The organism is Bacillus australimaris (assembly GCF_001307105.1).
Classification (GTDB): Bacteria; Bacillota; Bacilli; order Bacillales; family Bacillaceae; genus Bacillus; species Bacillus australimaris.
Genome location: NZ_LGYN01000023.1, coordinates 331,401 through 355,878 on the forward strand (window position 1 = coordinate 331,401; position 24,478 = coordinate 355,878).

Annotated in this window: 22 protein-coding genes and 1 riboswitch; of the genes, 10 read left to right on the plus strand and 12 right to left on the minus strand. The window is 39.6% G+C overall.

Annotation, left to right across the window (positions count from 1 at the left end):
* Window positions 1-191: 191 nt before the first annotated feature.
* Window positions 192-1,520 carry a CitMHS family transporter gene (locus AKG37_RS11035; RefSeq protein ID WP_060698852.1) on the plus strand — a complete coding sequence of 443 codons (1,329 nt, stop codon included), beginning with the start codon at window positions 192-194 and terminating at the stop codon, window positions 1,518-1,520.
* 42 nt (window positions 1,521-1,562) lie between these two features.
* On the opposite strand, the gene AKG37_RS11040 is transcribed toward AKG37_RS11035, so the two are convergent.
* The 5 genes from AKG37_RS11040 to AKG37_RS11060 all read right to left on the minus strand — a co-directional run bounded on the left by AKG37_RS11040 (window position 1,563) and on the right by AKG37_RS11060 (window position 5,789).
* Entirely contained in the window at window positions 1,563-1,991 is a 429-nt protein-coding gene (locus AKG37_RS11040; RefSeq protein WP_060698853.1) for a DUF4064 domain-containing protein, read from the minus strand.
* 24 nt (window positions 1,992-2,015) lie between these two features.
* On the minus strand, window positions 2,016-2,969 hold the full coding sequence (locus AKG37_RS11045) for an ABC transporter permease subunit (RefSeq protein ID WP_034323368.1): 954 nt from the start codon (window positions 2,967-2,969) through the stop codon (window positions 2,016-2,018).
* Window positions 2,966-3,925 carry an ABC transporter ATP-binding protein gene (locus AKG37_RS11050; RefSeq protein WP_060698854.1) on the minus strand — a complete coding sequence of 320 codons (960 nt, stop codon included), beginning with the start codon at window positions 3,923-3,925 and terminating at the stop codon, window positions 2,966-2,968. Before AKG37_RS11050 ends, AKG37_RS11045 begins: the two co-directional genes overlap by 4 nt.
* Before the next feature lie 292 nt (window positions 3,926-4,217).
* Window positions 4,218-4,556 (minus strand): zinc ribbon domain-containing protein YjdM, encoded by a 339-nt coding sequence (locus tag AKG37_RS11055; protein ID WP_034281410.1) that lies wholly within the window; start codon window positions 4,554-4,556, stop codon window positions 4,218-4,220.
* Window positions 4,557-4,649: 93 nt separating this feature from the next.
* Window positions 4,650-5,789 carry a glycerate kinase gene (locus AKG37_RS11060; protein WP_060698855.1) on the minus strand — a complete coding sequence of 380 codons (1,140 nt, stop codon included), beginning with the start codon at window positions 5,787-5,789 and terminating at the stop codon, window positions 4,650-4,652.
* Between the two features lie 402 nt (window positions 5,790-6,191).
* Between AKG37_RS11060 and AKG37_RS11065 the strand changes: the two genes are divergently transcribed.
* The 5 genes from AKG37_RS11065 (at window position 6,192) to AKG37_RS11090 (ending at window position 13,102) form a co-directional block, all read left to right on the plus strand.
* Entirely contained in the window at window positions 6,192-6,842 is a 651-nt protein-coding gene (locus AKG37_RS11065; protein WP_060698856.1) for a TetR/AcrR family transcriptional regulator, read from the plus strand.
* A gap of 68 nt (window positions 6,843-6,910) precedes the next feature.
* On the plus strand, window positions 6,911-8,164 hold the full coding sequence (locus AKG37_RS11070) for an MFS transporter (protein ID WP_060698857.1): 1,254 nt from the start codon (window positions 6,911-6,913) through the stop codon (window positions 8,162-8,164).
* On the plus strand, window positions 8,161-10,488 hold the full coding sequence (locus tag AKG37_RS11075; RefSeq protein ID WP_060698858.1) for an FtsX-like permease family protein: 2,328 nt from the start codon (window positions 8,161-8,163) through the stop codon (window positions 10,486-10,488). The genes AKG37_RS11070 and AKG37_RS11075 overlap by 4 nt, the downstream gene beginning before the upstream one ends.
* 13 nt (window positions 10,489-10,501) lie before the next feature.
* Window positions 10,502-11,263, plus strand: coding sequence for an ABC transporter ATP-binding protein (locus AKG37_RS11080; protein WP_060698859.1), 762 nt, complete (start codon window positions 10,502-10,504; stop codon window positions 11,261-11,263).
* 660 nt (window positions 11,264-11,923) lie between these two features.
* Entirely contained in the window at window positions 11,924-13,102 is a 1,179-nt protein-coding gene (locus AKG37_RS11090) for a response regulator aspartate phosphatase (RefSeq protein ID WP_060698861.1), read from the plus strand.
* A gap of 100 nt (window positions 13,103-13,202) precedes the next feature.
* Here the strand turns inward: AKG37_RS11090 and AKG37_RS11095 are convergent, their stop codons facing one another.
* The 5 genes from AKG37_RS11095 to AKG37_RS11115 all read right to left on the minus strand — a co-directional run bounded on the left by AKG37_RS11095 (window position 13,203) and on the right by AKG37_RS11115 (window position 19,805).
* A complete protein-coding gene (locus AKG37_RS11095) occupies window positions 13,203-14,051 on the minus strand; it encodes a PRD domain-containing protein (RefSeq protein ID WP_060698862.1) in 849 nt (282 codons plus the stop codon).
* Between the two features lie 30 nt (window positions 14,052-14,081).
* On the minus strand, window positions 14,082-15,548 hold the full coding sequence (locus AKG37_RS11100; RefSeq protein WP_060698863.1) for a glycoside hydrolase family 1 protein: 1,467 nt from the start codon (window positions 15,546-15,548) through the stop codon (window positions 14,082-14,084).
* Between the two features lie 4 nt (window positions 15,549-15,552).
* Window positions 15,553-17,412 (minus strand): beta-glucoside-specific PTS transporter subunit IIABC, encoded by a 1,860-nt coding sequence (locus AKG37_RS11105; RefSeq protein WP_060698864.1) that lies wholly within the window; start codon window positions 17,410-17,412, stop codon window positions 15,553-15,555.
* 335 nt (window positions 17,413-17,747) lie between these two features.
* Window positions 17,748-18,701, minus strand: coding sequence for a hypothetical protein (locus AKG37_RS11110; protein ID WP_060698865.1), 954 nt, complete (start codon window positions 18,699-18,701; stop codon window positions 17,748-17,750).
* A gap of 210 nt (window positions 18,702-18,911) precedes the next feature.
* Entirely contained in the window at window positions 18,912-19,805 is an 894-nt protein-coding gene (locus tag AKG37_RS11115; RefSeq protein ID WP_060698866.1) for a hypothetical protein, read from the minus strand.
* A 148-nt stretch (window positions 19,806-19,953) separates the two neighbouring features.
* On the opposite strand from AKG37_RS11115, the gene AKG37_RS11120 reads away from it, so the two are divergent.
* Window positions 19,954-20,505 carry a PadR family transcriptional regulator gene (locus AKG37_RS11120; RefSeq protein WP_060698867.1) on the plus strand — a complete coding sequence of 184 codons (552 nt, stop codon included), beginning with the start codon at window positions 19,954-19,956 and terminating at the stop codon, window positions 20,503-20,505.
* A 4-nt stretch (window positions 20,506-20,509) separates the two neighbouring features.
* Window positions 20,510-20,992, plus strand: a complete 483-nt coding sequence (locus tag AKG37_RS11125) for a DUF4188 domain-containing protein (RefSeq protein ID WP_060698868.1) — start codon at window positions 20,510-20,512, stop codon at window positions 20,990-20,992.
* 11 nt (window positions 20,993-21,003) lie between these two features.
* On the opposite strand, the gene AKG37_RS11130 is transcribed toward AKG37_RS11125, so the two are convergent.
* A complete protein-coding gene (locus AKG37_RS11130; RefSeq protein ID WP_060698869.1) occupies window positions 21,004-21,627 on the minus strand; it encodes an NUDIX hydrolase in 624 nt (207 codons plus the stop codon).
* Between the two features lie 170 nt (window positions 21,628-21,797).
* Here AKG37_RS11130 and AKG37_RS11135 point away from each other — a divergent pair, with 170 nt between their 5' ends.
* Window positions 21,798-22,004 (plus strand): helix-turn-helix transcriptional regulator, encoded by a 207-nt coding sequence (locus AKG37_RS11135; protein WP_060698870.1) that lies wholly within the window; start codon window positions 21,798-21,800, stop codon window positions 22,002-22,004.
* On the plus strand, window positions 22,001-22,681 hold the full coding sequence (locus tag AKG37_RS11140; RefSeq protein ID WP_060698871.1) for a DUF3169 family protein: 681 nt from the start codon (window positions 22,001-22,003) through the stop codon (window positions 22,679-22,681). The genes AKG37_RS11135 and AKG37_RS11140 overlap by 4 nt, the downstream gene beginning before the upstream one ends.
* Before the next feature lie 46 nt (window positions 22,682-22,727).
* On the opposite strand, the gene AKG37_RS11145 is transcribed toward AKG37_RS11140, so the two are convergent.
* On the minus strand, window positions 22,728-24,074 hold the full coding sequence (locus AKG37_RS11145; protein ID WP_060698872.1) for an amino acid permease: 1,347 nt from the start codon (window positions 24,072-24,074) through the stop codon (window positions 22,728-22,730).
* Between the two features lie 163 nt (window positions 24,075-24,237).
* Window positions 24,238-24,317: riboswitch (glycine riboswitch) on the minus strand.
* Window positions 24,318-24,478: the final 161 nt, after the last annotated feature.

Here is a 24,478-nt window from a genome sequence, read left to right on the forward strand (position 1 = left end):
TAATTTTTTTAACATGTTTGATCCCACGCCACGTTTGGTGTTGGCATCCTTTTTTACCATTGTATAGGTATGAAAGCGGTTGCTTCATGCTCATATATTTGATACCCTTTTTTTTCAATGCACTTGTAAGAATGCATTGTATATAAAAAGAATAGACAAATGTAAACGGTTTATTGTAGGGGGAGGGGCTTATGTTAACGTTTATTGGATTGTTGATTATTTTAACGATTGTTGTATTGCTGATTTGGGGGAAGGCAAGTCCAATTGTCGCCATGGTCATGGTGCCTTTAATAGGTGCGCTGATTGCGGGATTTGGGATCAATGACATTCAAACCTTCTTTGAGGAAGGGATTATCAAAGTATTGCCGGTGGCGACCATGTTTATCTTCGCCATTTTATTTTTTGGCATTTTGCAAGATACAGGGTTCTTTGAACCTGTAATCAAAGCATTAATTAAGCTGACAAAAGGAAATGTTGTCACTGTTGCAATGGGAACAGCCTTAATTGGGGTCATTGCACACTTAGACGGAGCAGGGGCTACGACCTTTTTATTAACTGTACCTGCACTGCTTCCGCTTTATAAAAAATTACATATGAGTCCTTACTTACTGCTGTTGTTAATCGGGACAAGTGCCGGATTAACCAATATGATTCCGTGGGCCGGGCCAACTGGACGGGCAGCGAGCGTCCTCAATATGGACCCATCTGAACTGTGGGTTCCGCTCATTCCCATTCAGCTCATTGGCGTTGTACTCGTGTTAGGAATGGCATTTATTTTAGGAAAAAGGGAAGAAAAACGAATTCGGGTGAAAATTGCTGCTAACGAGATAGCTGCGGTGCAACTTGAAGGCGCAGATTGGGATCGCGCCATTCAGTCGATCAGCGAAACTGGAGACGCCTCTTTAAAGCGTTATCATCTCATCTGGGTCAACCTCATCCTATTTGTGTCTGTTGTCGTGCTTCTCGTGTTGAACGTGATGCCTGCTAGCTATATGTTTATGATTGGCCTGTCACTGGCACTGTTGATTAACTTTCCGAATGTGAATGTGCAGATGGAAAGGATCAAGGCACACGCACCTAGTGCACTGATGATGGCGGCTGTCATTTTCTCCGCAGGTTCATTTTTAGGGATTCTTGAAGGCACAGGGATGCTCAAAGCCATTGCGGTTGACAGTATTCACATTTTGCCAGCCTTCTTGCTGCCATTTTTACATATCATTGTTGGGATGCTTGGGGTGCCGCTTGATATGCTGACTAGTACAGATGCCTATTATTACGCCCTTCTGCCAATTGTTGAATCCATTACATCTGAAGTTGGCGTACCAGGCACTTCTGCGGCATATGCCATGATGATTGGAAACATCATCGGAACCTTTGTCAGCCCGCTTGCTCCCGCTGTTTGGCTCGCTGTAGGTCTTGCAGGGGTTGATATGGGGAAACACATCCGCTACTCCTTCTTTTGGATGTGGGGATTCAGCATTATCCTTCTGTTCATTGCCATGCTGATTGGCATCATTTAAAAAAGAAAGACATGCGCTGATGGGCGCATGTCTTTTCTTTGATTATGAAGGATATTCACTTGTGTGAATGTCTGTTTTCGGCTTTTTAATAAGTGACATCAAGCCAATCACAAATAATAGAACCATCGGTACGAATGCAAGGCCTACTGTTCCAATTAAAAGAGTCACAGCAGAAACCAAGAAGAGAATACCAGAAAGCACAGCACGGCGGTCTGTTTTCAAGAAAATCAAACCTACGATGGTTAACACAGCTGCAATCGCCGAAACGATCATGTACTGAATACCAAATGCATGAACTGAAGCCTCAAGTGTTTCAATCGGCAATGCGCTGCCTTCCTCTTGTAATACATCATTCATTTCCTCATAAAATGATGGATCCACGGAAAGCATTAAAGCACCAAAACCAACACCAATGACACTGAGGACAACACTGATAATCCCCATAATTTTTTCACCTTTACGTTTAATCATGTGTAAACCTCCTAAAAAGTTAAATTAACTGCCTGTTTTCACTTCTCGCTTTTGGAAAACAATCAAGGCAATGGCCAAGAAAATAGCCCAATAGATGACTAGGACTGTTAATGAGAATCCTAGAGACATACCTTCGATAAAAGTAGGTGTGTCTGCGAAATATTGTGCAGGATCATTGGCAAACAATAAGTATTTCGCCCAATCAAAGAAGAACATCAAAATACTTGTGATGGATGCTCCAACAATATAAGCTAACACACTGATTGCAATAGATATGGCCTCACTTCTAAATACCGTTGAAATGGCAAAAGAAAGTGTCCCTAATACAACAAACATAGCACAATGTGCCAAATAATAAGAGATCATATTTGCAAGCTGAGATCGTTCAATGACTTCTCCATTTTGATAGGACAAATACACATAATCATGACTGAGTCCAAAGAATATCGCACCAAGGATAAATGACAGGATAAATAGGACCGCAATCAAAAATAGAGAGTAAAGTTGAACAGTAAAGTATTTAGATAAGAGAATCTTCATTCTTGATGGTGGACGAATCAGTAATAATTTAATTGTACCATGCTTATATTCAGCCGAGACAATCGTGGCTGCAATGATAATCACAAATACACCAACCAACTGAAGCAAATCAGCATTGATCTTCACATAAGACCATGCATTTTTACCGAATTGATCCGCAGGAGGCAAATCATGTTTGATTCGGTACTCATTGATCGCTATTTCCTGTTCAAGGGTTCTCTTATAAAATGCTAAGTCATTTTCTTTCAATTCTTGTTTCTTCTCTTTATTCATCATTCTCAGTTCGGTTTTCCAATCACCTGAAGCTTGATCTTCGTCATTTGTTTTCACTGCAAAGATGAGCGTGGCAATCATACCTAAAACAAGAAGTCCAACCATAATCCAAGTACCAACACGATAACTAATTTTCATCCACTCGTTTTGAATGAGGCGAATCATACGTCTGCCTCCTTTTTACCTGTTAAGCTTAAGAACTTATCTTCTAGGGTTTGTTTTTCGATTTTGATTTCGTACAAATGAATAGACGCGCTGCTTAAATGACGGATTAATTCTGGCATTTTTTCTTCTTGCATAGAGAAGAATAAGTACTGCTCCTCTTCTCTTACAGTGATGCCTTCCTCGAATATACCAATGAGCTTCTGTACTTCTTCAAGCTCCCCAGCGGCTACCTTCATTCGATAATTGATCAAATCATCCTGCTTCGTCTCAGCACGCTGATCCTCAATCGCAATGAGCTTTCCTGTTTGGATAATCGCAAACCGGTCACACATCAATTCCATTTCTGACATGAGGTGACTTGAGACAATAACAGCCAGCCCTTCTTCCTTCGCAAGCCTTCTCAAGTAATCTCGTATCATACGAATTCCCTCAGGATCAAGTCCATTGGTCGGCTCATCCAAGATCAGCAGTTTCGGTCTGTGTATGAGTGCCTGTGCAATACCCAAACGCTGTTTCATTCCTAATGAAAACGTACGGACACGTTTATGTTTCACATGCTGTAAGCTGACAAGTTCTAGCAGCTCATCAATTCGTCCTTCATCCACTTTTCCATTCATTCTGGCAAAGTGAACAAGATTTTGTCTTGCTGTTAAGTGGTTATACATTTCTGGGTTTTCAATAATCGCACCGACATCTTGGATCGCATGCTGATATGAGGTTTGAATACTATGACCATTAATCAGAATATCACCAGATGTAATGGGAGAAAGACCGACCATCATGCGAATGGTTGTTGTTTTCCCTGCACCATTTGGTCCTAAGAAGCCAAAGACTTCGCCCGCTTGGACAGAAAAGCTCAAGTCTTGAACAATCTTTTTCCCGCGAATATGCCTAGATACATTATGCAGTTCTAAAACGTTCGTCACGTTACCTCTCCTTCTTTGTCTAAGTATCATCTATCATCTATTTCCTGATAAACACCATGATCCGTCAAAAATAGAAGAACACTTCCATATGGTACAGCAATGCCCAAAAGTTGTGAAGGGGATTTGCCGAAATTTAGCGAATCATCTGCCTTTTTTAAGGTAGGGTTAAGAAAACGGCAGATTTTTATGTGAAAAGAGGCTTGATTTTTTAAAAAAATGAACCTTTTTCAACAGGTATATATGTATGGAATTCTAATTAAGATTATTCCTTTCACCTATAAATAAAGAAAAGAGGCCTCTTACTGACAGCCCCTTTCATTTATTATATCTTTTTCACAAACTCTGATTTTAACTTCATTGCGCCGAAGCTAGGAATTTTACAATCAATATTATGATCGCCTTCAACTAAACGAATGCCTTTGACCTTCGTCCCTATTTTCAAAACGGATGAAGAACCTTTTACTTTTAAATCTTTTATGACAGAGACCGTGTCCCCATCACTTAACAGGTTCCCATTCGCATCTTTGACAACAAGCTGTTCCTCTGCCGCTTGCTCTTGTTCAAGTGACCATTCATGCGCACATTCAGGGCAAATCAGCAGGCTGCCGTCCTCGTAAGTATAAGGTGAACTGCACGAAGGACAATTCGGTAGATTAGACATTTTTGTTTCCTCCAACTTTCTACATGATTTATAACAATTTTACCACATTTCTATCGAAAGGAACGTGATAGAAAAGGAAACATTTTTCACTGTTTACTTATTTCTTCCAATTTTTATCACAGCCGCAATATTTCGAGCCGTTCTCTCAACATGAAGAGCCGCATCTCTCATCGCCTCTGAAAGGGTAGCGATACCTGGAACGATACTAAAAAGGGCATCAATACCATGATCGTGTACGATGGCACTGTCTTTAGAGAGTGTGCCAGCAATGCCAATCACAGGCAGGTTATACTGTTTTGCTGCTTTGGCTACACCAATTGGCGTTTTTCCATAAATGGTCTGCTGGTCAATTCGGCCTTCTCCCGTAATGACAAGGTCTGCCTCCTTGATGACGTCATCAAAATGAACTGCCTTCAGCACAATATCAATTCCTTTTTGCAAATCGGCCTGTAAAAAGCCTAATAAACTCGCACCAAGTCCTCCTGCCGCTCCTGTCCCTGCTGCATCTCCAAAGGATACATTCAACTGCTTTTCAGCTATTTGTGCAAAATGAGCTAGATTCTTGTCTAACACTTGAACCATTGCTTCATCTGCTCCCTTTTGAGGGCCGAATACAGCAGATGCTCCTCTCTCCCCCGTTAAAGGATTATCCACATCACAAGCCGCCTCAAGCCGAACAGATTGCAGTCTTGGGTCAAGTCCAGAGAGATCAATTGAAGCTAATTGATGAAGTGTGCCCCCGCCTGGAGTTAAGTCGTTTCCTGTTTGATCAAGGAAAGCCGCACCTAATCCCTGCATCATCCCAACGCCCCCATCATTTGTCGCACTCCCGCCAAGCCCAATCATCACATGCTTCGCTCCTTTATCCAGCGCCGCAAGTATTAATTCCCCAGTTCCTCTCGACGTCGTGAACAACGGGTTGCGCTTTTCTGGCGGAACAAGGTGTAACCCAGAGGCTGCGGCCATCTCTATGACAGCTGTCTGACCATCTCCTAGCATGCCAAAAAAGGCATCCACAGGTTCACCAAGCGGGCCCGTGACTACTTGACTGACAATATATCCGTCCGTCGCATCAACCAACGATTGAACAGTGCCCTCTCCTCCATCTGCCATTGGAAGTTTGATATACTCTGCGGCTGGCAAAATAGAACGAAATCCTCGTTCAATGGCACAGGCTGTCTCATAAGCAGATAAACTTTCTTTAAATGAATCTGGCGCGATCACAATTTTCATCCTAAAGCCCCTCGTTTCTTATCATGTCTCAGCTAAACAGCTGGAAAACGTCAAAAATAATGGTCATACAATGGTTAACGTCAAATCGATTAACGATTTAAAAGGCATGAGTTTCAACCGCTCGCTACAATGCCGAATGTCCTTTGTCTCATCAATAGTTACACAAATGCATTCATCACATTGTTGTTTTTAAATCAATATGGGTTGTTCGTTCAACATTTCATGAGCCAATTCACTAGTTAAAGCAGCTCTCCTGAAGATGTTTTCATTCAATGTATCATAGTGATATTGCACAATAAATGCAAAGTGTTCAAAAACCAGCTGTTGACAAAGGTACGTTGAAAAGTGTTTAATCAAATCAAAGGACCGACCGACAGTCTAGTTAAAAGAAAGGATGGCTTTATGAGAACTGTTAAACATCCTGAGGAACGTAAAAATGACATATTAAACGCTGCACAAGAGCTTTTTTCAACCAAAGGTTATCAGAAAACAACGATCATAGACATATTAAAAGCCGTTGGCATTGCAAAAGGCACTTTTTATTATTACTTCGCATCCAAAGAAGAAGTAATGGATGCCATTATTGACAGGATCATCAAAGAAGATATCGTCGTGGCAAAACGTATTGCGGCTGAGCCAGACCTTCCAGTCGTTGACAAACTATTTCGTATCATCATGGCGCAATCGCCTCAGCAAGGAAGTCATAAACAAGGTATGATCGATCAATTTCATCAACCTTCTAATGCAGAAATGCATCAAAAGAGCTTAATCAAAGCCATTAAAGAACTATCACCCGTTTTGGCAGATGTTATTCAGCAAGGTGTAGAGGAAGGGACATTCAAAACGAATTATCCGCAAGAGACAGTCGAATTCCTTCTTGCTTCTGCACAAGTCATATTTGATGAGGGCCTTTTTCAATGGACGGCCGAAGAAAGTATACAACGCGCTTTAGCTTTTATTGATATGCTTGAATCATCATTACATGCAGAAAAGGGAAGCTTCTCCTTTCTGCTCCGGCGCTTAACTGGAGAACTGGATGAAAATAATCAGTGATTGGTCACTTCAATACCAATCCTGCATACATTATAGACTGACGGTCGGTCTAAAGGAGAGTGATATTCATGAGTTTGTTATTCAAAAGAGATTCATCCCACTTTATCTACCTCGTTCTCGGACAGATTATTTCCGTTTTCGGGTCTTCCCTTATTCGTTTTGTTCTATCTTTACATGTGCTGGATATAACGCAACGAGTTGATTTATTTGCCTTACTTTTCGCTTTATCCAATATCCCATTCCTTCTTTCCCCATTAGCTGGTGCAGTCGCTGACCGATTTAACAGAAGGAACTTGATGATTTTATTTGACGTCCTCACTGGCATCATGATTCTGGCTTTTTATTTCTGGTTATTATCTGGAAATGATTCACTCTATATGATCGGAGCTGTCATGATACTGCTTGGTGTGATGAGTACGTTCTATGCACCTACTGTGATGTCCAGCATTCCACAGCTAGTGAAACAAGAGCAATTAGAACAAGCCAACGGCATCGTCAATGGCGTTCAGGCACTTTCAGGTGTTCTCGCACCTGTTATCGGTGGAGTTCTATACGGAATGATTGGAAGTCAATTCATCATAGGTATCAGTGCCATCGTATTTTTCCTATCAGCGTGCATGCTGTTACGGTTAAAAATTTCCTTCTCTCCTAGTCCGCTGACAGAGTCCATGGGCAAAGTGCTCATAAAAGATATGAAACAAGGATTTTCTTATATTGGCAGCCAGCCATTTTTAAAAAGAACCATGCTACTTGCTGCAATGTTAAATTTCATCCTTACACCATTTTTTATCGTGGGTGGTCCAATCATTTTAAGGGTCACAATGAAAACCAGTGACATCATGTATGGAATAGGAATGGGCTTGATTGAGTTCGCTGTCATCGCAGGGGCTCTGCTAGTTGGACTTGTAGCGAAGCATTGGCGCATTCCTACTTTATATCGCTGGCTGCTTGTCATCGCCATCATCTTGCTGCCTGTGGCGTTCTCAACATCCACTACAGCTCTACAATTTGGCACTTATCCAGCTTATTTTCTCTTTTTAGTAGGATGTCTTCCAATTGCTATGCTGCTTACAATGATCTCGATCGTTGTGATATCACATATTCAAAAGAAAACACCAAATCATCAATTAGGAAAAGTGATGGCCAACCTGACAATGGTTTCTCAATGTGCTGTTCCGCTTGGTCAAATGATGTATGGGTTCTTGTTTAATACGTTTTCAGCCAACATGTATGTGACTGTGCTGATCGTCAGTATTTTGATGTTTGCACTAGCCTACCTAACAAAAAATATGCTTCAGCATGAAGGAGAATCAGCCTCATGAGATGCGAGTTTATAAAGAAAGACTTAACCCGCCATCGTCTTATTTCAATTGGCTTAACTATTTGCATCATGATGACTTCGTTTCTCGCAGCAAGTGCAGCTCAAATGACAATACAGCTGAATGGTTCCATTTCTAACCTGCTCCATTCTGCCAAAGCGCCAGACTTTGTCCAAATGCATGACGGCACTCTAAATGAAAAAGATATTGATATATTTTCAAGCAAGCAGTCCATGGTAAAAGCACATCAAATCGTCCCAATGATTCAAATCGAACATGCGAACATCAGATTCGGACATGAGCCTGCCAAAACAGGTGTGATGGACCATTTATTTGTGAAACAAAACCGTGATTTCGATTTTCTTTTAAACGAACAAAACGAAAAGCTCACGGTCAATAAAGGTGAAGTCGCTGTCCCAATTTACTTTCAACAAAAGTATCACCTCAACATAGGTGAAACATTACTGATTGAGAAAGGGACTAATCAATTTTCCTTTCGCATCAAAGCATTCTTGCGAGATGCGCAAATGAATCCCAGTCTTGTCAGTTCAAAAAGATTCCTTCTTCATAATGACGATTGGAATACACTGAATCAAGTATTTCAAAAAAAGGAATACTTGATCGAGTTTTTGCTGCATGATGCCGCTCAGGCAGATGCTTTTCAAGCAATCTATCAATCAACACAGCTGCCACAACAAGGTCCATCTGTCACATTACCTTTGCTGCGTATGCTGAATGCATTAACAGATGGAATGGTGATTGCCATTCTCCTGCTTGTTTGCATACTGCTCATCAGTATAGCTCTCCTCTCTCTCCGTCTTGCTATGACAGCTTCCATAGAAGAGGATGAACGGGAAATTGGCATACTGAAGGTACTTGGAATTCCTTTAACAAAAATTAAGCAATTATACGTTGGAAAGTATGCTGTGCTTGCTTGTGCAGGATGTATAGCAGGCTATGTGTTAACACTTATATTTGGTGATATGTTTACAGCCAATATTCAACAATACATGGGGAATCAGCATTCTTTTGCCCATTGGTTGATTCCGCTTCTTGTTTCTATTGTGACGGCAATCATCGTTATCTCTTTCAGCTATGCTGTCCTAAGAAAGTTTGGTCAAATATCAGCCGCTCAAGCTATTCAAGGTGGTCTCACTTCATCGAATCATAAGAAACAAATACCTATGCACCTCAGGAAAAACAGATTCCTACCAGTCAATATTTGGCTTGGTTTAAAAGACTTGTTATCACGAATGAAGTTGTACACAACGATTACTTGTATTATCGCACTTTGTACATTTTTAATGCTGATACCAATTCAACTATGGCATACCTTACAATCACCGGATTTCATCACATACCTTGGCTCTGGTAAAAGTGACCTTCGAATTGATATACGGCAAGGAAATCATCTAAAGGATAATACAAACGAAATAGAATCAATGCTTCGTGAAGATCAGGGCATTCAAACATCAGCCATCTATGAAACTACATCTCTTCAGGCAAAATCAAAGGAGAACACATTAGAAACGCTCTATTTAGAAACAGGTGAACTCTCAGCCTTTCCCCTCACCTATTTACAAGGAAGGCAACCTTTAAAGAATGAAGAAATTGCCTTATCTGTGTTAAATGCAGATTCACTTCAGAAAAAGGTAGGAGAAAAAATGACTCTCGTAACTAATGGACTTGAAATCCAAAGAACGGTGACAGGCATTTATCAGGACGTTACCAATGGAGGGAAAACAGCAAAAGCACTATCACAGCCATTCCCTCAATCAGCTCTTTGGAGAACCATTCAAATCCAATTAAAACCAGGAGTAAATATTGCAGAGAAAAAGGCAGTATTTGAAAAAAAGGCAACTCCTGCAAAAGTGACTGATATGAAAGAATACGTTCATCAAACCATTGGCAGCACAGCTTCTATAGTAAAAGTCGTTGCATTTTTTTCTGCATTAGCTGCTTTTGCAACAGCCAGCTTAATGCTATTCATGTTTCTGCACATGTTAAAGGCGAAAGATTCAAGCCGAAACTACATGCTAAGAACAATTGGATTTTCTATAAAAGATATAACATCACAATATATAACTAGTTTTATCGTCGTACTCTCTTTTGGCACCTTTATTGGAACAATCGCAGTCAATACCATAGGTCCCGCTTTGATGAGTGCAGGCGGAGCATCTTTAGGGGCATCCAGCCTTCAGTGGCTGTCACCACAATGGGTGTCAATCGTGTACCCAGTCACATTGTTGATTGTCAACTTAGCTTTAACCGCCTGTTTATTGAAGACGTTTTTTTCTAGACAAACTACACGGCATACACTGTTATAAGGAGATGTTTCACATGGAACACTTGATTGAAACGAAGCAACTGTCTTTGCAAATTGATTCATTAAAGGGACAGAAACAAACTATTCTTAAGGATATTCATCTATCGATAAAGCCTGGGGAATTCGTGACCATTATGGGGCCTTCTGGATGTGGGAAAACATCATTACTTTATCAGCTTAGCGGTATAGACACAGCTTCTACGGGAGAGATCAAATATAAAGGCCGATTACTATCAGAAATGACAGATAAACAGCTCACTGCTCTGCGTTTAACAGAGATGGGATTTGTTTTTCAACACAGCCACTTATTAAAAAATCTTAATCTATTTGACAACATCATTGCTGCAGCCTATTTAGCAAAGAAAAAGCCAAGAAAAGAATTGAATGAACGAGCTCAATATTTAATGAAAAAACTTGATATTGATCATTTATCAAATAGATATTTAACAGAAGTATCGGGAGGACAGCTTCAAAGAGCCTCTATCTGTCGAGCACTCATGAATGAACCAGACATTCTTTTCGCTGATGAACCAACAGGTGCTCTTAACTCCAGTACAACGAAGGAAGTAATGAATATTTTTTCACGGATCCACTCTGAAGGAGCAACATTGCTGCTTGTCACACATGACCCCAAGGTTGCTCTTCGTTCTGAAAGAATCATGTTTATGAATGACGGAGAAATTGCATCAAGTTTACGACTAGGGAAGTATGATCACTCAACCGACGAGATTAGAGAAATTAGATTAAATCAATGGCTGCAAGATTTAGGTTTTTAATTTGAGGAAAAACAGGCAGGAAACTGCCTGTTTGTTCTACTTTTTCTGGCAATCAAATGAGTAATCCATAGACAAACTATTTGTGTCTAACATAATTTTGCCACCAGCTTGTTGACATGATTCTGTCAGAAGTTCAATTTCTTTGCTATAAAAGTATCTCTTTGACATATAAAGAGTTACTAAAACAATTAAAAGAGTCGTGATAATAACTGTGATTTGCCTGTTTACACTTTGAAATCTTTTTTTCATTTCAGCATCCTTTCAAAAGAGTGAGAGTTCGTGTTTGGCACTTGCCTTTGTCTACATTCATCAGTTTCTTACTTCATGATCTAGCAACATCATACACGATTTTCTTTCATAGATCGACCTCCCATTTCCCTCCTGAAATAACTGAAATTTCTTTATCCCAAATATATAAGCGATATTTTCGAACATAATTAAAAAATCTATTGTATATATCCCTTTTTTAGACTTCAAAAAAAAATTTTATTCATTTGTGCAAACAAGCAATCAGCTTTACAATATCGTACATCACATGACCTTAGGTCCTTTTTATTACCTCTTGTCAATCACCTCCCAAAAATGATTATATTCTTCCAAAAATTGTGATATCGTTTTTTAGTGAAACAGGTGAAAGGATCTTAAAGAGGTGAAATTTTCATGACTATCATTTCAGCTGAACAGGTGGGGAACCGTTTAAACGATTGGCGAATTGCCATTCGCAAGCATGATGTACACAGTGCAAAAGCAATGTACGCAGAATTAAAAGTATTACTTCAAGAAATGGAAGAGAATCAGGAGGTATTGACCTATTATTCATTACTAGAAGGCAAGTATAAACTCATGTTATATGAACGGAGAGGTGAAAAACTGAAGGAACAAACAGATCTAGATTGCCCCTCTAAAACAAACGATTTAATTGAATACTATTTTTACCTATATAAAGCCCTTTACGCTTCATATAAAAGAGATTATGCATCAGCCATTGGATTGTTTGAAATTGCTGAGAAAAAACTACAACACATTCCTGATGAAATAGAAGTAGCAGAATTTCATACGAAAATCGCCAACTTATATATGCTTCTTCGCCAAAGCCTAGTTTCTCTTCACTATATTCAGAATGCTATTGATATTTTCAAAAGTCATGAAGGATATGAAAGAAGATTAGCCACAGCCTTTGTCATCGCTGCTGCTAATTATATGGACATTGGTGACTTCAGAAGAGCAGAAACCTACTACAAAAAAGCATTACACACCGCAGAAAGTCTAAACGATCATTTTCTAATATCACAGCTTCATCATAATATCAGCATTTTGTACGCCGAAGTTGGAAAATCAAAAAAATGCATCGATGCCCTAGAAAAGGCTCTTAGTCATGAAGACTATCTCTCATCGAGTTATTTCCATCACACCATGTTTATGTTAATGAAAGAGCTGCTCTCTATCGATGAGAGAACACAAGCTCTCTATTACTTCGAATTGGTCAAACAAAAACATGCAACAGAGAAGTGCCCCATCTATACAGCAAAAATGAATCTGCTTTACCATTTATATTTCACTAATGATATGGCTCAAAAAGCTCGAGCCTGTTTCGCTGAAATCAGCATTCTAAAAGAATTAAGAGATGCTGAAGGTGTATGTGAATTAAGTGCACTAGCCGCAAAACACTTTGAAGAGCTGGGCGCAACACATCAAGCCTATCACTTTTTAAAGGAAGCTTATCACATGAAACATCCTATCATTGACTGGAGGAATTCTAATGAAAAAAATGAGTTTATTGATTTTCGCTTTAAGCATCGTAGTTTTAGGACAAACAGGGGCTATCAATTCATTAAATGATACAAACCCTGGCACAACAGAACGACCTATCGGAACTTAACATAGAAAATTTTTCATACAAAGAACCACTCGTCTCATCCAAAGGCAAGTGGTTCCACATTTATTTTAATTGTTGATAAGATATAAGGCGGTGTATATGTACCGCAAGATAAGTAAGCTCATCATTAGGAATGACGATACTATGCACCTGTTTAATATAATCCTTGATTTTAAAAGCAACATCCATCGCTTGAGGATACAAGTGTGCAATTTGTTCAAATAACTCATTTTCTTGATCTGATAATAATTTATTTGCATAAAATCTTTCGACAAAGAATTTCACATGTGTAATGAACCGGCTGTAATGAATATTCTCTTGATCCATTTTCATATTCAACGTATAGCGCACAAGATTGACGATACTCCCGATCATCTTGGCGTATTTCATACCATTTTTCGAATCAGATTCTTCACCTAGAGCATTAATTAAGTGAAAGGCAATATTGGCAGCTTCTTCTTTTGGTAATTGTATACCCAATCTATCATTGACTAACTCAAGTGCGTAATTCCCTACTTCAAATTCTTCCGTATAGTAATTTTTGATTTCCCAGTACACACGATTCGTAATATTAATATTTTTTTTATGCCGTTCAACTGCAAAATTCAAATGATCCATTAAGGTAAAATAAACACCTGAATTGAGCTTTGAGTTTAAACGCTTTTCTGCATATTGGACGATGTGCTGAGTTAAATCGATCAACTCCTGAGGCATTGAATCTAACAGCTGAAGAAATTCTTTCGCTCTCATGTTATCGACTGACATAAAGACTTGGTCCGCTTTTTTCTCTTCTATCATTTGACCTGTTTTCTGTCCATAGCCAATTCCTCGGCCAAACAAAACTACCTCCTGTTGGTTCTGATCTTCAGCCAGGACCACGCTCGAGTTTAAAACTTTTTTAATTTTAAACATCGTCATCACCTGTTTTCAAGATTGTGGTGTTCAATCAAGCGATTCACCATTTGTCTCAATGACTTTTTGGTACCAATAAAATGAGTCTTTTCGAGATCGTTTTAATGTCCCGTTCCCGTCATCATCTTGATCTACATGAATGAAGCCATAACGTTTTGACATTTGTGATGTACCTGCACTAATGATATCAATCGAGCCCCAGCTCGTATATCCAAAGAGATCGACGCCTTCTTCAATCGCTTCTCTCATTTGACGGAAATGCTCTTTAAAATAGTTAATTCGATATTCGTCATGGATAGAGCCATCACTTTCAACGACATCCTTTGCACCCATGCCGTTCTCGACAATGATAAGCGGTTTTTGATAGCGATCATACAATTCGATCAAAGAAATTTTCAGACCAACCGGATCAATTTGCCATCCCCAGTCAGTTGAAGGAAGATAAGGATTTTTGACTCCACGAATGGTATTCCCTTCTGTCTTTTCTAATCCTTCTTGGGCTGATTCAGTTAAAGACATATAGTAGCTGAATGAGATGAAATCTACTGTATTTTCTTTTAAAATAGTCAGATCATCTGCTTCCATTTGAATATGAATATCTTTTCTCTCAATCATGCGTTTGATTAGTGGCGGATATTCACCAAACACCTGAACATCTGCATAGAAATAGTTTTCTAAGTTTTGTTTCAGGGCTTGTTCCACATCTTTCGGGTGGCACGTATGCGGATACGTTGTCAATTTCGTCAGCATACATCCTACCTGGCTGCCTGGGATGATGCGGTGGCAATCTGCTGTTACAAGAGCAGATGCTACAAATTGATGATGAAGTGCTTGGTACACTGTCTCTTCTACTTTTCCTTCTGTGCAGCGATCTGGAATAATTCCCGCTGTAATGAAGGAGTGGCGGTGAATACTATCAATTTCATTAAAAGTGAGCCAATATTTCACATCATCTTTATAACGTTCGAAACAAACATTGGCGAACTTCACAAAGAGGTCGATTACTTTTCTTTCAACCCACCCGTTATATTTTACACTAAGGGCTAAAGGCATCTCATAATGAGAGAGTGTCACGATCGGTTCTATGTTATGTTTTTTCATTTCTGCAAATACACGATCATAAAATTGCAGCCCTTTTTCATTCGGTTCAGCTTCTTCTCCAGTAGGGAAGATACGACTCCATGCAATAGAAATGCGAAGTGTTTGAAATCCCATTTCAGCAAAGAGAGCCAAATCCTCCTTATAATGATGATAGAAATCAACACCTCTGCGTTTTGGATACTTTTTATCGTCTGGATCTTTTATCGCACGATCTATATTTTCAGAAGTAACAGCAAGATGACCTTCATAATCTTCTACACTTAAATTGGAACGATACATTGCAATGTCTGCAACAGACGGTCCCTTTCCATCTATATTCCAGGCGCCTTCTGCCTGGTTAGCGGCAATAGCACCGCCCCATAAAAATCCTTTTGGAAAACCTTTAATTGTTGTCATATGATTAGCCTCCTATTTGTGTGACAACCATCAATGTATCTTGACGATTGACCTCTTGTAATGGCTGTACCTTAATATCATATTGATCTGTATTTGTGATTACAGCAAGTGTTACTGGGTCATATCCTGCTTCCTTGATTTTTTCTAGATCAAATTCAATCAATAAATCACCTGCTTGAACACGATCTCCCGGCTGCACTTTTGGATGGAAATACTGTCCTTCCAACTGAACGGTGTCAATGCCAATGTGGAATAATACTTCAACTCCTTGGTCTGTTTTCATACCAAGTGCATGGTTTGTTTCGAACAGCAAGGTTACCTCACCATCTACTGGTGCATAAAGTGCTCCTTTCGAAGGGACAATGGCAATTCCGTCTCCCATAACCTTTGAAGAGAAAATATCATCTTTTACTTCAGACAGAGAGATCATTTGACCAATCACAGGACTTTTGAATGTTTCTCCTGCGCCAATTTTTTCAGCAAATCCAGTTTGATCCTTTGTCTTTTCTTCTACTGTTCGATCTTTACCTAATACAAAAGCAGCGATAAAAGCGATAATAAACGAAATGACTGCTCCAATGATCGCAAACATAAGATTTCGTGGGAGCTCGTCTGAGATAAACATCGACATGCTTGCTAATCCAGGGCCAACAAGCACAAAGGCTTGTATGCCAACTAACCCAATGAAAATCCCACCGACAAAGGAACCAATCATTACACTTCCTAGCACTCTTTTATTTTGAAGTGTTACACCATATAATGCCGGCTCTGTGATGCCAAATAACGCTGAAATTCCTGCTGAAATGGCAGTTGATCTGAGTACCTTGTCTTTTGTCCGCAATGCCACTGCGAAACACGCTCCACTTTCTGCGATGTTATGCGCAAGTGATGCCGGTAAATAAAGCGCTTCTTTCCCTAGGTTCCCCATCGTTGTAACTGCATAAGGGACCATCGCTTTGTGCATGCCTGATGCCACCATGAACGGGAGAACCGCTGCTAAAATGGCGACAGCTACCCAGCCTACTGTATTAAACATCGCAAGAATAACGGATGAAAAACCTTGGCCTGCTGTAAAACCAATCGGCCCTAGTAGTAATAATGTAGCTGGTACAGTAATGACCAATGACATCATCGGGACGAAGAAAATCCGAATTGGTTTTGGTGAAAATCTCGTAAAGAATTTTTCCATTTGAGCGTAAAGCAATACAGAAAGGATTGCAGGGAATACCTGATACGCATAGGCTATATTTTTCACATCAAACGAGAGAAGCTGTGCACCTTCCGTCAGCATCGCCGTCATGTTCGGTAGAATAAGAGCACCGACTGCCGATAATGAGACGAGCGGGTTTACTTTTAGTTTGTTGGCTGTCGTTACAGCGACTAGTAAAGGCAGGAAGTAGAGCGGCGCGTCACCGACCATGTTCAGTATTTGATAGGTTTGTCCCTTTGCATCCATCCAGCCTAATAAAGAGAAAAGGAGAAGAAATGATTTTAAAATTCCTCCGCCTGCGATAGCTGGTACAAGCGGCTGGAAGACGCCTACAATGAAATCTAACAGAACTGCGCCTGCTTTCCTTTTTTCTTTCGGCTGATTGGATGGCACTTCTTCCCCTGATGAACTGCTGCTTATTAAACTTGTTAACTTTTGATACACTTCGATGACGTCATTCCCAATGACTACTTGGCATTGTCCTGACATTCTGACAGCTATAACACCTGGTGTTTTTTCTAGTGCTGATACATCTGCCTTTTTCTGATCGATTAGTGTGAAACGAAGTCTAGTTGAACAGTGCTCAAGGTGCGCAATGTTCTCTTCGCCACCTACATGCTGTAAGACGTCTTTTGCAACCTGTGTGTAATTCATTTTTACTCCCCCTTTTCTCATACACGGGACCTATATTTCGGCAATAAAAAAAGGACCTAAAACGACAAATTAAAAAAATTCATCGTTTTTAGATCCTGCCTGCATGACCAGTCACATGTCTAATTAATTCATATTGGATTTGTTTCTAGTATATATTGATTATATGAAAGCGTCAACATTAATTTTCTAAAAATTATTAAGGTCTATATACCTAAATTACTTTTCTTTATTTACTTAAAGCAACCTTCTGCTCATTCTTACACGCAGGTTTCCTTCTATCATTAACCAACACTATAAAACCAGATAAGTAGATTCACTCATCTGGTCTAAGATCACTATTTTTTCAGTTCTTCTGCCTTCTTTTTAAATGCTTTCGCTTGTTTTTCATATTCCTTTTTCGTGACAGCTTTTAACTCTACTGAATCGCCTGTCATGATATATGGTTTAGGGAGTTTTTTATATTCCTTCCTCGTGAAAGCTTTTAACTCTACTGTACCGTCTGTCTTTTTAATTGGCAGCTTTACTGATTTTGCATCTCGATCAGTCGAACCTATAATGACACCATTTTCAATTATAGGATCATAGCTCATTTCAAAAAATCCTGCCCCATCAGTATAGCCCCCGACCTCTATTTTCATTTCTTTATAGGGCTTACAACCTTCTTCAGAAACAGTAGTTATTAGAAACGAGCCGTTCCATCCAATCTCAACATGCATGCTTTCCACTTGTAAAAATAGTTGTTTGTCCTCTGCCGTATATAGAAAACCATATACTTTCGCCACTTTATCCCTGAAGTGTCTCATATTTTCATAATATCTAGTTTCTGATGAATCAACTAGACTTTGATGTCGATTTTGAATCTTTTTTTGATACGTATCTAGCTTTTTTTGATTAATTGCTTTATAAATCGTGCTTTGCTTCTCGCCTTGTTTTTTCACAGAAAGGTTTTTCCCCGAAAAATGAACTTCGTATATGATCGTTTCTTTTCCTTTTTTCATTTGAAATTCATACCCATTTTCTTTTGAATGGCCAGATATGACATATTGTTTTTTATATAGTTGAGGGTCCCACCAAATTTCTTCTATATATCTTTCATTCAAATGACCTGTTACTTTGCCTTTATCCTCAGATATCTCAAACCAGTTCAGTTTATCCTTAGTTTTATACGCAAATGCATAGGAATGATTCAATGAATTTTTTTGTGCGATTGCTTGATATGCTGTCCAGCCGCCTCCACCCAAGATGAGTACGGCTAGGATAGACACGACCCAGATTTTCACTTTGCTCATACGTACCTCCTCTAATATTTAATTTGAGAAATCAACATCAACAATATTTTACCATATATTCAATTAAATTCTTATTCACTTAAAAATAGATTCTAGAAAATTTAGATAAGTATTTTTACGATAACGCCTTGCATCTATGCAAAGTAATTTCCTTTTTTCATGGAGAAATCAAATATGTTATTAGCCCTTATTCACCTGGTCCAATACGATCTATTTTTTCTTTTCTTCAGCCTGCTTTTTAAATGCTTCCGTTTGTTCTTGATATTCCTCTTTCGTGACAGCTTTAAATTCTATTGTACCGCCTGCCATTTTAAAGGGAAATCTAATTGATGTTGCGTCTCGGTCAGTTTCCCCTAAAATAAACCCCTTTTCAATTGCAGGATAAGTACTCAAATCAAACATTATCCCATCTGAAACACCGCCGGCTGTATGTTTCGTTTCTTTATAAGGTGCTCCACCATCTCCTGGGACCGTTCTCATCAGAAAAGAACCTGCCCATTCAGACTGCATATACATTCGTTTTACTTTTAGAAATAGCTGGTATGAACCATCCTCCGCCGTATACAGATAACCATAAGCGCCTGTTACTTTTTTAATGAAGTTTCTTACATAATCATGAAATCTATTTTCAGTGTCCTCCATCAGTTCGTCATATCGGTCATGAATGTCCTTTTGAACAGCACGTAGTTTTTTTTGATCTACTGCTTTGTATGTGATGCTTTGTTTTTCACCTTGTTTTTTCACAGAAAGATCTTTTTCAGCAGGGTGAACTTCATATGTGACCAGCTCTTTCCCTTGCTTCACTTGAAATTCGTAACCGTTTTCAATAGTTTTGCCGGTTAATTTATATTTGTTGATAAATAGATTAGGATCAAAATGCCTTTTTGGGTTTTCCTCCAAAATGGTTTCATTCAGATGACCTGTGACTTTCCCTTTTTTCTCCGTTACTTTGAACCAGTTCACATGATCCTTTGTCTTATATACAAAGGCGTAAGATTGATTCAATACACTCTTTTTTGCATTTGCTTGATATGCTATCCAGCTGACAGCACAAATGGCTAGTACCGCTAGAATTGTCACGATCCAGATTTTCGATCTATTCATACATACCTCCACCGACAGATTTTCATTTTTTCTATCAATATATGAGTGGTCACCTCCTTCATTGAATTTTTTTAAACCTCTTGTATCTCCACCTGAGTATCGCTTATGATATATCTAAAAGATATATCTTTTAGATAGGTGTGCTAATATGAAAAAATACAATGATACGACGTATGCGATTTTAGGTATTTTAACGACAGATTGTAAGTCAGGGTACGAAGTGAAGCAATTAATAGATAGGAGCTTGCACCATTTTTGGAAAATTAGTTATGGACAAATTTATCCAGCTTTAAAGTTAATAGTCGAGGAAGGGCTTGCTAAGGTTTCACCTGCTTCTACAACTGGCCGCTCGGACAAGCGAGAATATCATCTAACGGAAAAGGGATTGGACGCTTTGAGGAAATGGCTGGCGCAGCCGCTTGATCAGTTACCATCTGAACGAAATGAAGTGTTATTAAAGTTATTCTTCGGACAATACCTTTCGTTTGAGAAGAAACTTGCACTTTTACAGGATTACGAAAGGCAGTTGCGTATTCGTTATGAGACATATGTGTCGATTGAACAAAATATTAAAGAGCTGTATCCAGATGAAGCTGATGCGAAATATTGGCTGTTTACTTTAGATTATGGGAAAAGAGTGGCTCAAGCAGGAATTGATTGGTGCGTGGAAACATTCCATTTGATGAAGAAGGAAGGGTAAATGAATGAAAAAAGACATTCGTGCTGGCAGGTTTACAACGGACAATTCTGACTCGATTGTGGTGTTCATCATTGGAATGCGGATCAACAAACGGTGGGCAATCCATCAATGGCTGCCTGTGTTTATGGCGATGCCTGGTATGATTAAAGAACTTTATATTCATAAAGACGAACTTGGGTTCCTCGGGACAGAGAATTATTTCGGATTACGCACGACAGCGATGATTCAATATTGGAAATCAACAGATGACCTTCTTGCCTATGCCAAAATGGAAAAGCATTTAGCAGCCTGGAAGGCGTTTAATCACAGAGCACGACATAATGACGCAGTCGGAATTTATCATGAAACATATGAGATTCCAGCCGGTTCGCATGAGTCTGTCTATGTGAACATGCCTTCATATGGATTGAGCCAAGCTAGAGCCCCAATTCCAATAGGGAAAGGGAAACAAACAGCGAAAGAGCGTCTGCATACAACAAATTCCTAGAGAACGATTCTCTAGGAATTTCTTTTTGCAACAGTCACAAAATATTTTAATATGCGGGCTGTTAATCCCCAAATGGTGTAGTTGTCGTAATCATAAAACCATTCCTCTATGGAACGGCTCCCCCAGCTGTATTTCTCACCATTCATGATTTTTTCATAAGGAAAGTCCTCTCCCGGTGTTAGCTGAACGGATACATGATGTAAGTATGGTTCATATTGACTGAGCCATGATAGAGGCACGGTAAAGGTCTCCTCTACTTCTTCTTGGTTAAAGGAATGTTTGACTTGCTGTTCATCAATGATCCCGACAAATGGATACACCACAAAGGATGGCGAGGCAATATATGGGCTGAGCTGTCCTAGAATCTTCACTGACTCGGGCGGAATCCCTAATTCTTCATGTGTTTCTCGCAGTGCAGCTTCCTGTGCTGTTTCATTGCCATCAAGTTTGCCTCCAGGGAAGCTAATATCACCAGGCTGCTTTCTCATCGTTAACGATCTTACTTCAAATAAAACATGCCATTCCCCGTTTACTTGCACTAAAGGGACAAGGACTGCCGCTTTGAACGCTGTCTCTTCTCCAATAAACAACGGTTGTGATTGATGTAAGTCATTTTTTAATTGATCAATGAACATGGGCTTCACCTATTCTCTGTTTCTCTTTTCATTAGCGTATCATTGATTCTCTTTTGAAGAAAGATGATCTTTCTGACAATTATTTTTATCATTTTGACAACTTTACTTGTCAAAATGAATATAATACTTTACAATTTAAGAAAGATTTCGATCAAATTTGAGGTGACAGAATGAAAAATCGTCTAAAAGAGCTTCGTGCCCGTGATGGTTTAAACCAAACAGAGCTTGCGAAACGCGCAAAGGTTTCCCGCCAGACCATCAGCTTAATGGAACGAGACGAATTAATGCCGTCTCTCTTACTAGCTGTCAGGCTTTCACGTATTTTTGAAGAACCCATTGAACGTATTTTTCTATTCGAGGAGGATGAACTCTCATGAAAACTGTATACAAAATGCTCTTAGGTGCTCTCTTTGGCTTTTTCGCCGCTTACTGTCTACTGGCAGCTGAATTTGAAATGACACTTCTTGAGGTTGCATTTGAAGCAACTGTTGTCATCAGCGTATTGACGATTCTATTGATTATTTATTGTTTTTCAGGCATTTCACGTATGAAAAAAAGAGTATCTCTGTCGGTCTCTGGAGATGAGGAGGATGAACTGGAGGCAAAACAGTATCGGACCTTTACTGATTTGTCATTATCTAATACGGTGAGTACAATTTTGTCCATTATTGCCATCGGTATGGCCATCGTCACCGAGCAACCAATCTGGCTGATTCTGGTCAATACTGCTTTATTTATCGTGACCATTATCAGTTCTTATGTGGCGATATCCGTCCTCAAACTTGTTTACCCTAATCGCAATCTACCAAGTCCATCCGACAAAGATTATAGTAAAAAGCTGCTCGCCATTTCGGACGAAGGTGAGAAGCATGTGATGCTTGGCGGACTGTTTCATACGTATCAGCTGATGAATATCTTATTGACCGGTGCCATGTTTATTATGATTGTGTATTCCCTTGGAGCCAATCACTCTCAGCTCTTCTCGATCATGGTGATTGGACTTGTTTTAATCATTTTGAATGCAAGTTATATGCTGAAGATTAGAAATCGTTAAACGAAAAAAGCACAGCGTTGTGAACATGCTGTGCTTTTTTCGTCCATTATACTGAATGACGTTTCTTTCGTGCATAAATCAAAAATAAGAATCCGAACCATACCGGTGTCAACAACAGCGCTGGACGTGTTGCGTCTGCGAAGAGCATGATGACAAGAATGGCAGCAAAGAGCACTAGAACACATATATTCACAAAAGGTGTGAACGGTGCTTTAAAAGTTGATGCTGCATGCAGTTCAGGTCTTGTTTTTTTATATTTCAAATGACAAATAAGAATAATACTCCACACCCAAATGAAACAAATGGCACTGATCGTTGTGACAATACCAAAGGCTTGTTCAGGAATCAGCTTGCTTAAAAGAGCACCGACAGAGACCACTATCGTTGAAACGAACAGTGCATTACTTGGGACAGCGTGCTTGTTCAAACGTCCGAAGGAAGCTGGCCCCTGCTTTTGATGACTGAGATTATACAAAATTCGGCTCGTCGAGAACATGCCGCTATTACAAGCGGAAGCCGCAGACGTCAGGACAACAAAGTTAATGAGCCCCGCTGCTACTGGTATCCCGATCAGTCCAAAGGTTTTCACAAAAGGACTCTCCGATGCACTGAGCTCAGTCCATGGGTTGATACATAGTAAAACAAAGATGGCACCAACATAGAAAAATAGAATTCTTAATGGAATTTTATTAATCGCAGACGGAATGTTTTTTTGCGGATTTGCTGTTTCTGCTGCAGACACACCGACCAGTTCCACTCCCACATACGCAAAGATGACCATCTGAAATGACAATAAGAAGCCTGTGACACCATTTGGGAATAACCCGCCATGAGACCATAAATTCTTTACCGTCACCGGTCCGGCATCTGTTTGAAAACCAATGATTAACAGGACAATCCCAACGCCAATCAGCAGGAGAATCGTAATGACCTTAATTAACGCAAACCAAAATTCCATTTCTCCGAAAAGCTTCACTGTTAACAAATTAAATCCTAGTAAAATCAACAAACAAATGATGGCAGGAATCCATTGCGGGATATCAAACCAATACTGCACATACACTCCGACCGCAATGACATCCGCCATCGCTGTCATAATCCAGCAAAACCAATATGTCCATCCTGTCACAAAGGAAGCCCACGGGCCGAGATAGTCCTCCGCAATATCGGTTAATGACCGATAGCCCGCCTTCGATAAAAGCAATTCTCCAAGTGCCCTCATAACAAAAAAGATGGCCATTCCGACAATTAAATAAGCAAAAATGATTGATGGACCTGCCAATTGAATAGCTTTTCCAGAGCCTAGAAACAGGCCTGTTCCGATGGTTCCGCCAATGGCAATCAATTGCACATGACGGTTTGATAAATCTCGTTTTAATTCTTGTTGAGCCAATGCTAACGACCTCCTACGACACGATCTTATACTGAAATAATGAACCCCTCAAAAAGTCCATAAAAAAAGAGATTGGATGCGCTCCAATCTCATGGTCATAAAAGAATAGCAAAATAGAGAAAAGTAATACACGGCATCATCCATGCATCACAAATACAATATTTCGTACTCTTCTGTCCTTTTGCCTGAGATTGTGAACCCTTCGGCGCCGCACATACATGCGGTCTCTCCAGAAGCTGCTCCTGCTATAGTGTGACCCACAGCAATCATAGCCTTCGTTATTTAAATAGAATGTTGCTATTTCTGAATAATTTCATATTTTACGCCTCAATCTGAAAGCTGTCAATGGTATCTTTTATGATGTTTGATGGCACTCATATGTCTTCACTTCATCAATCCCCCTT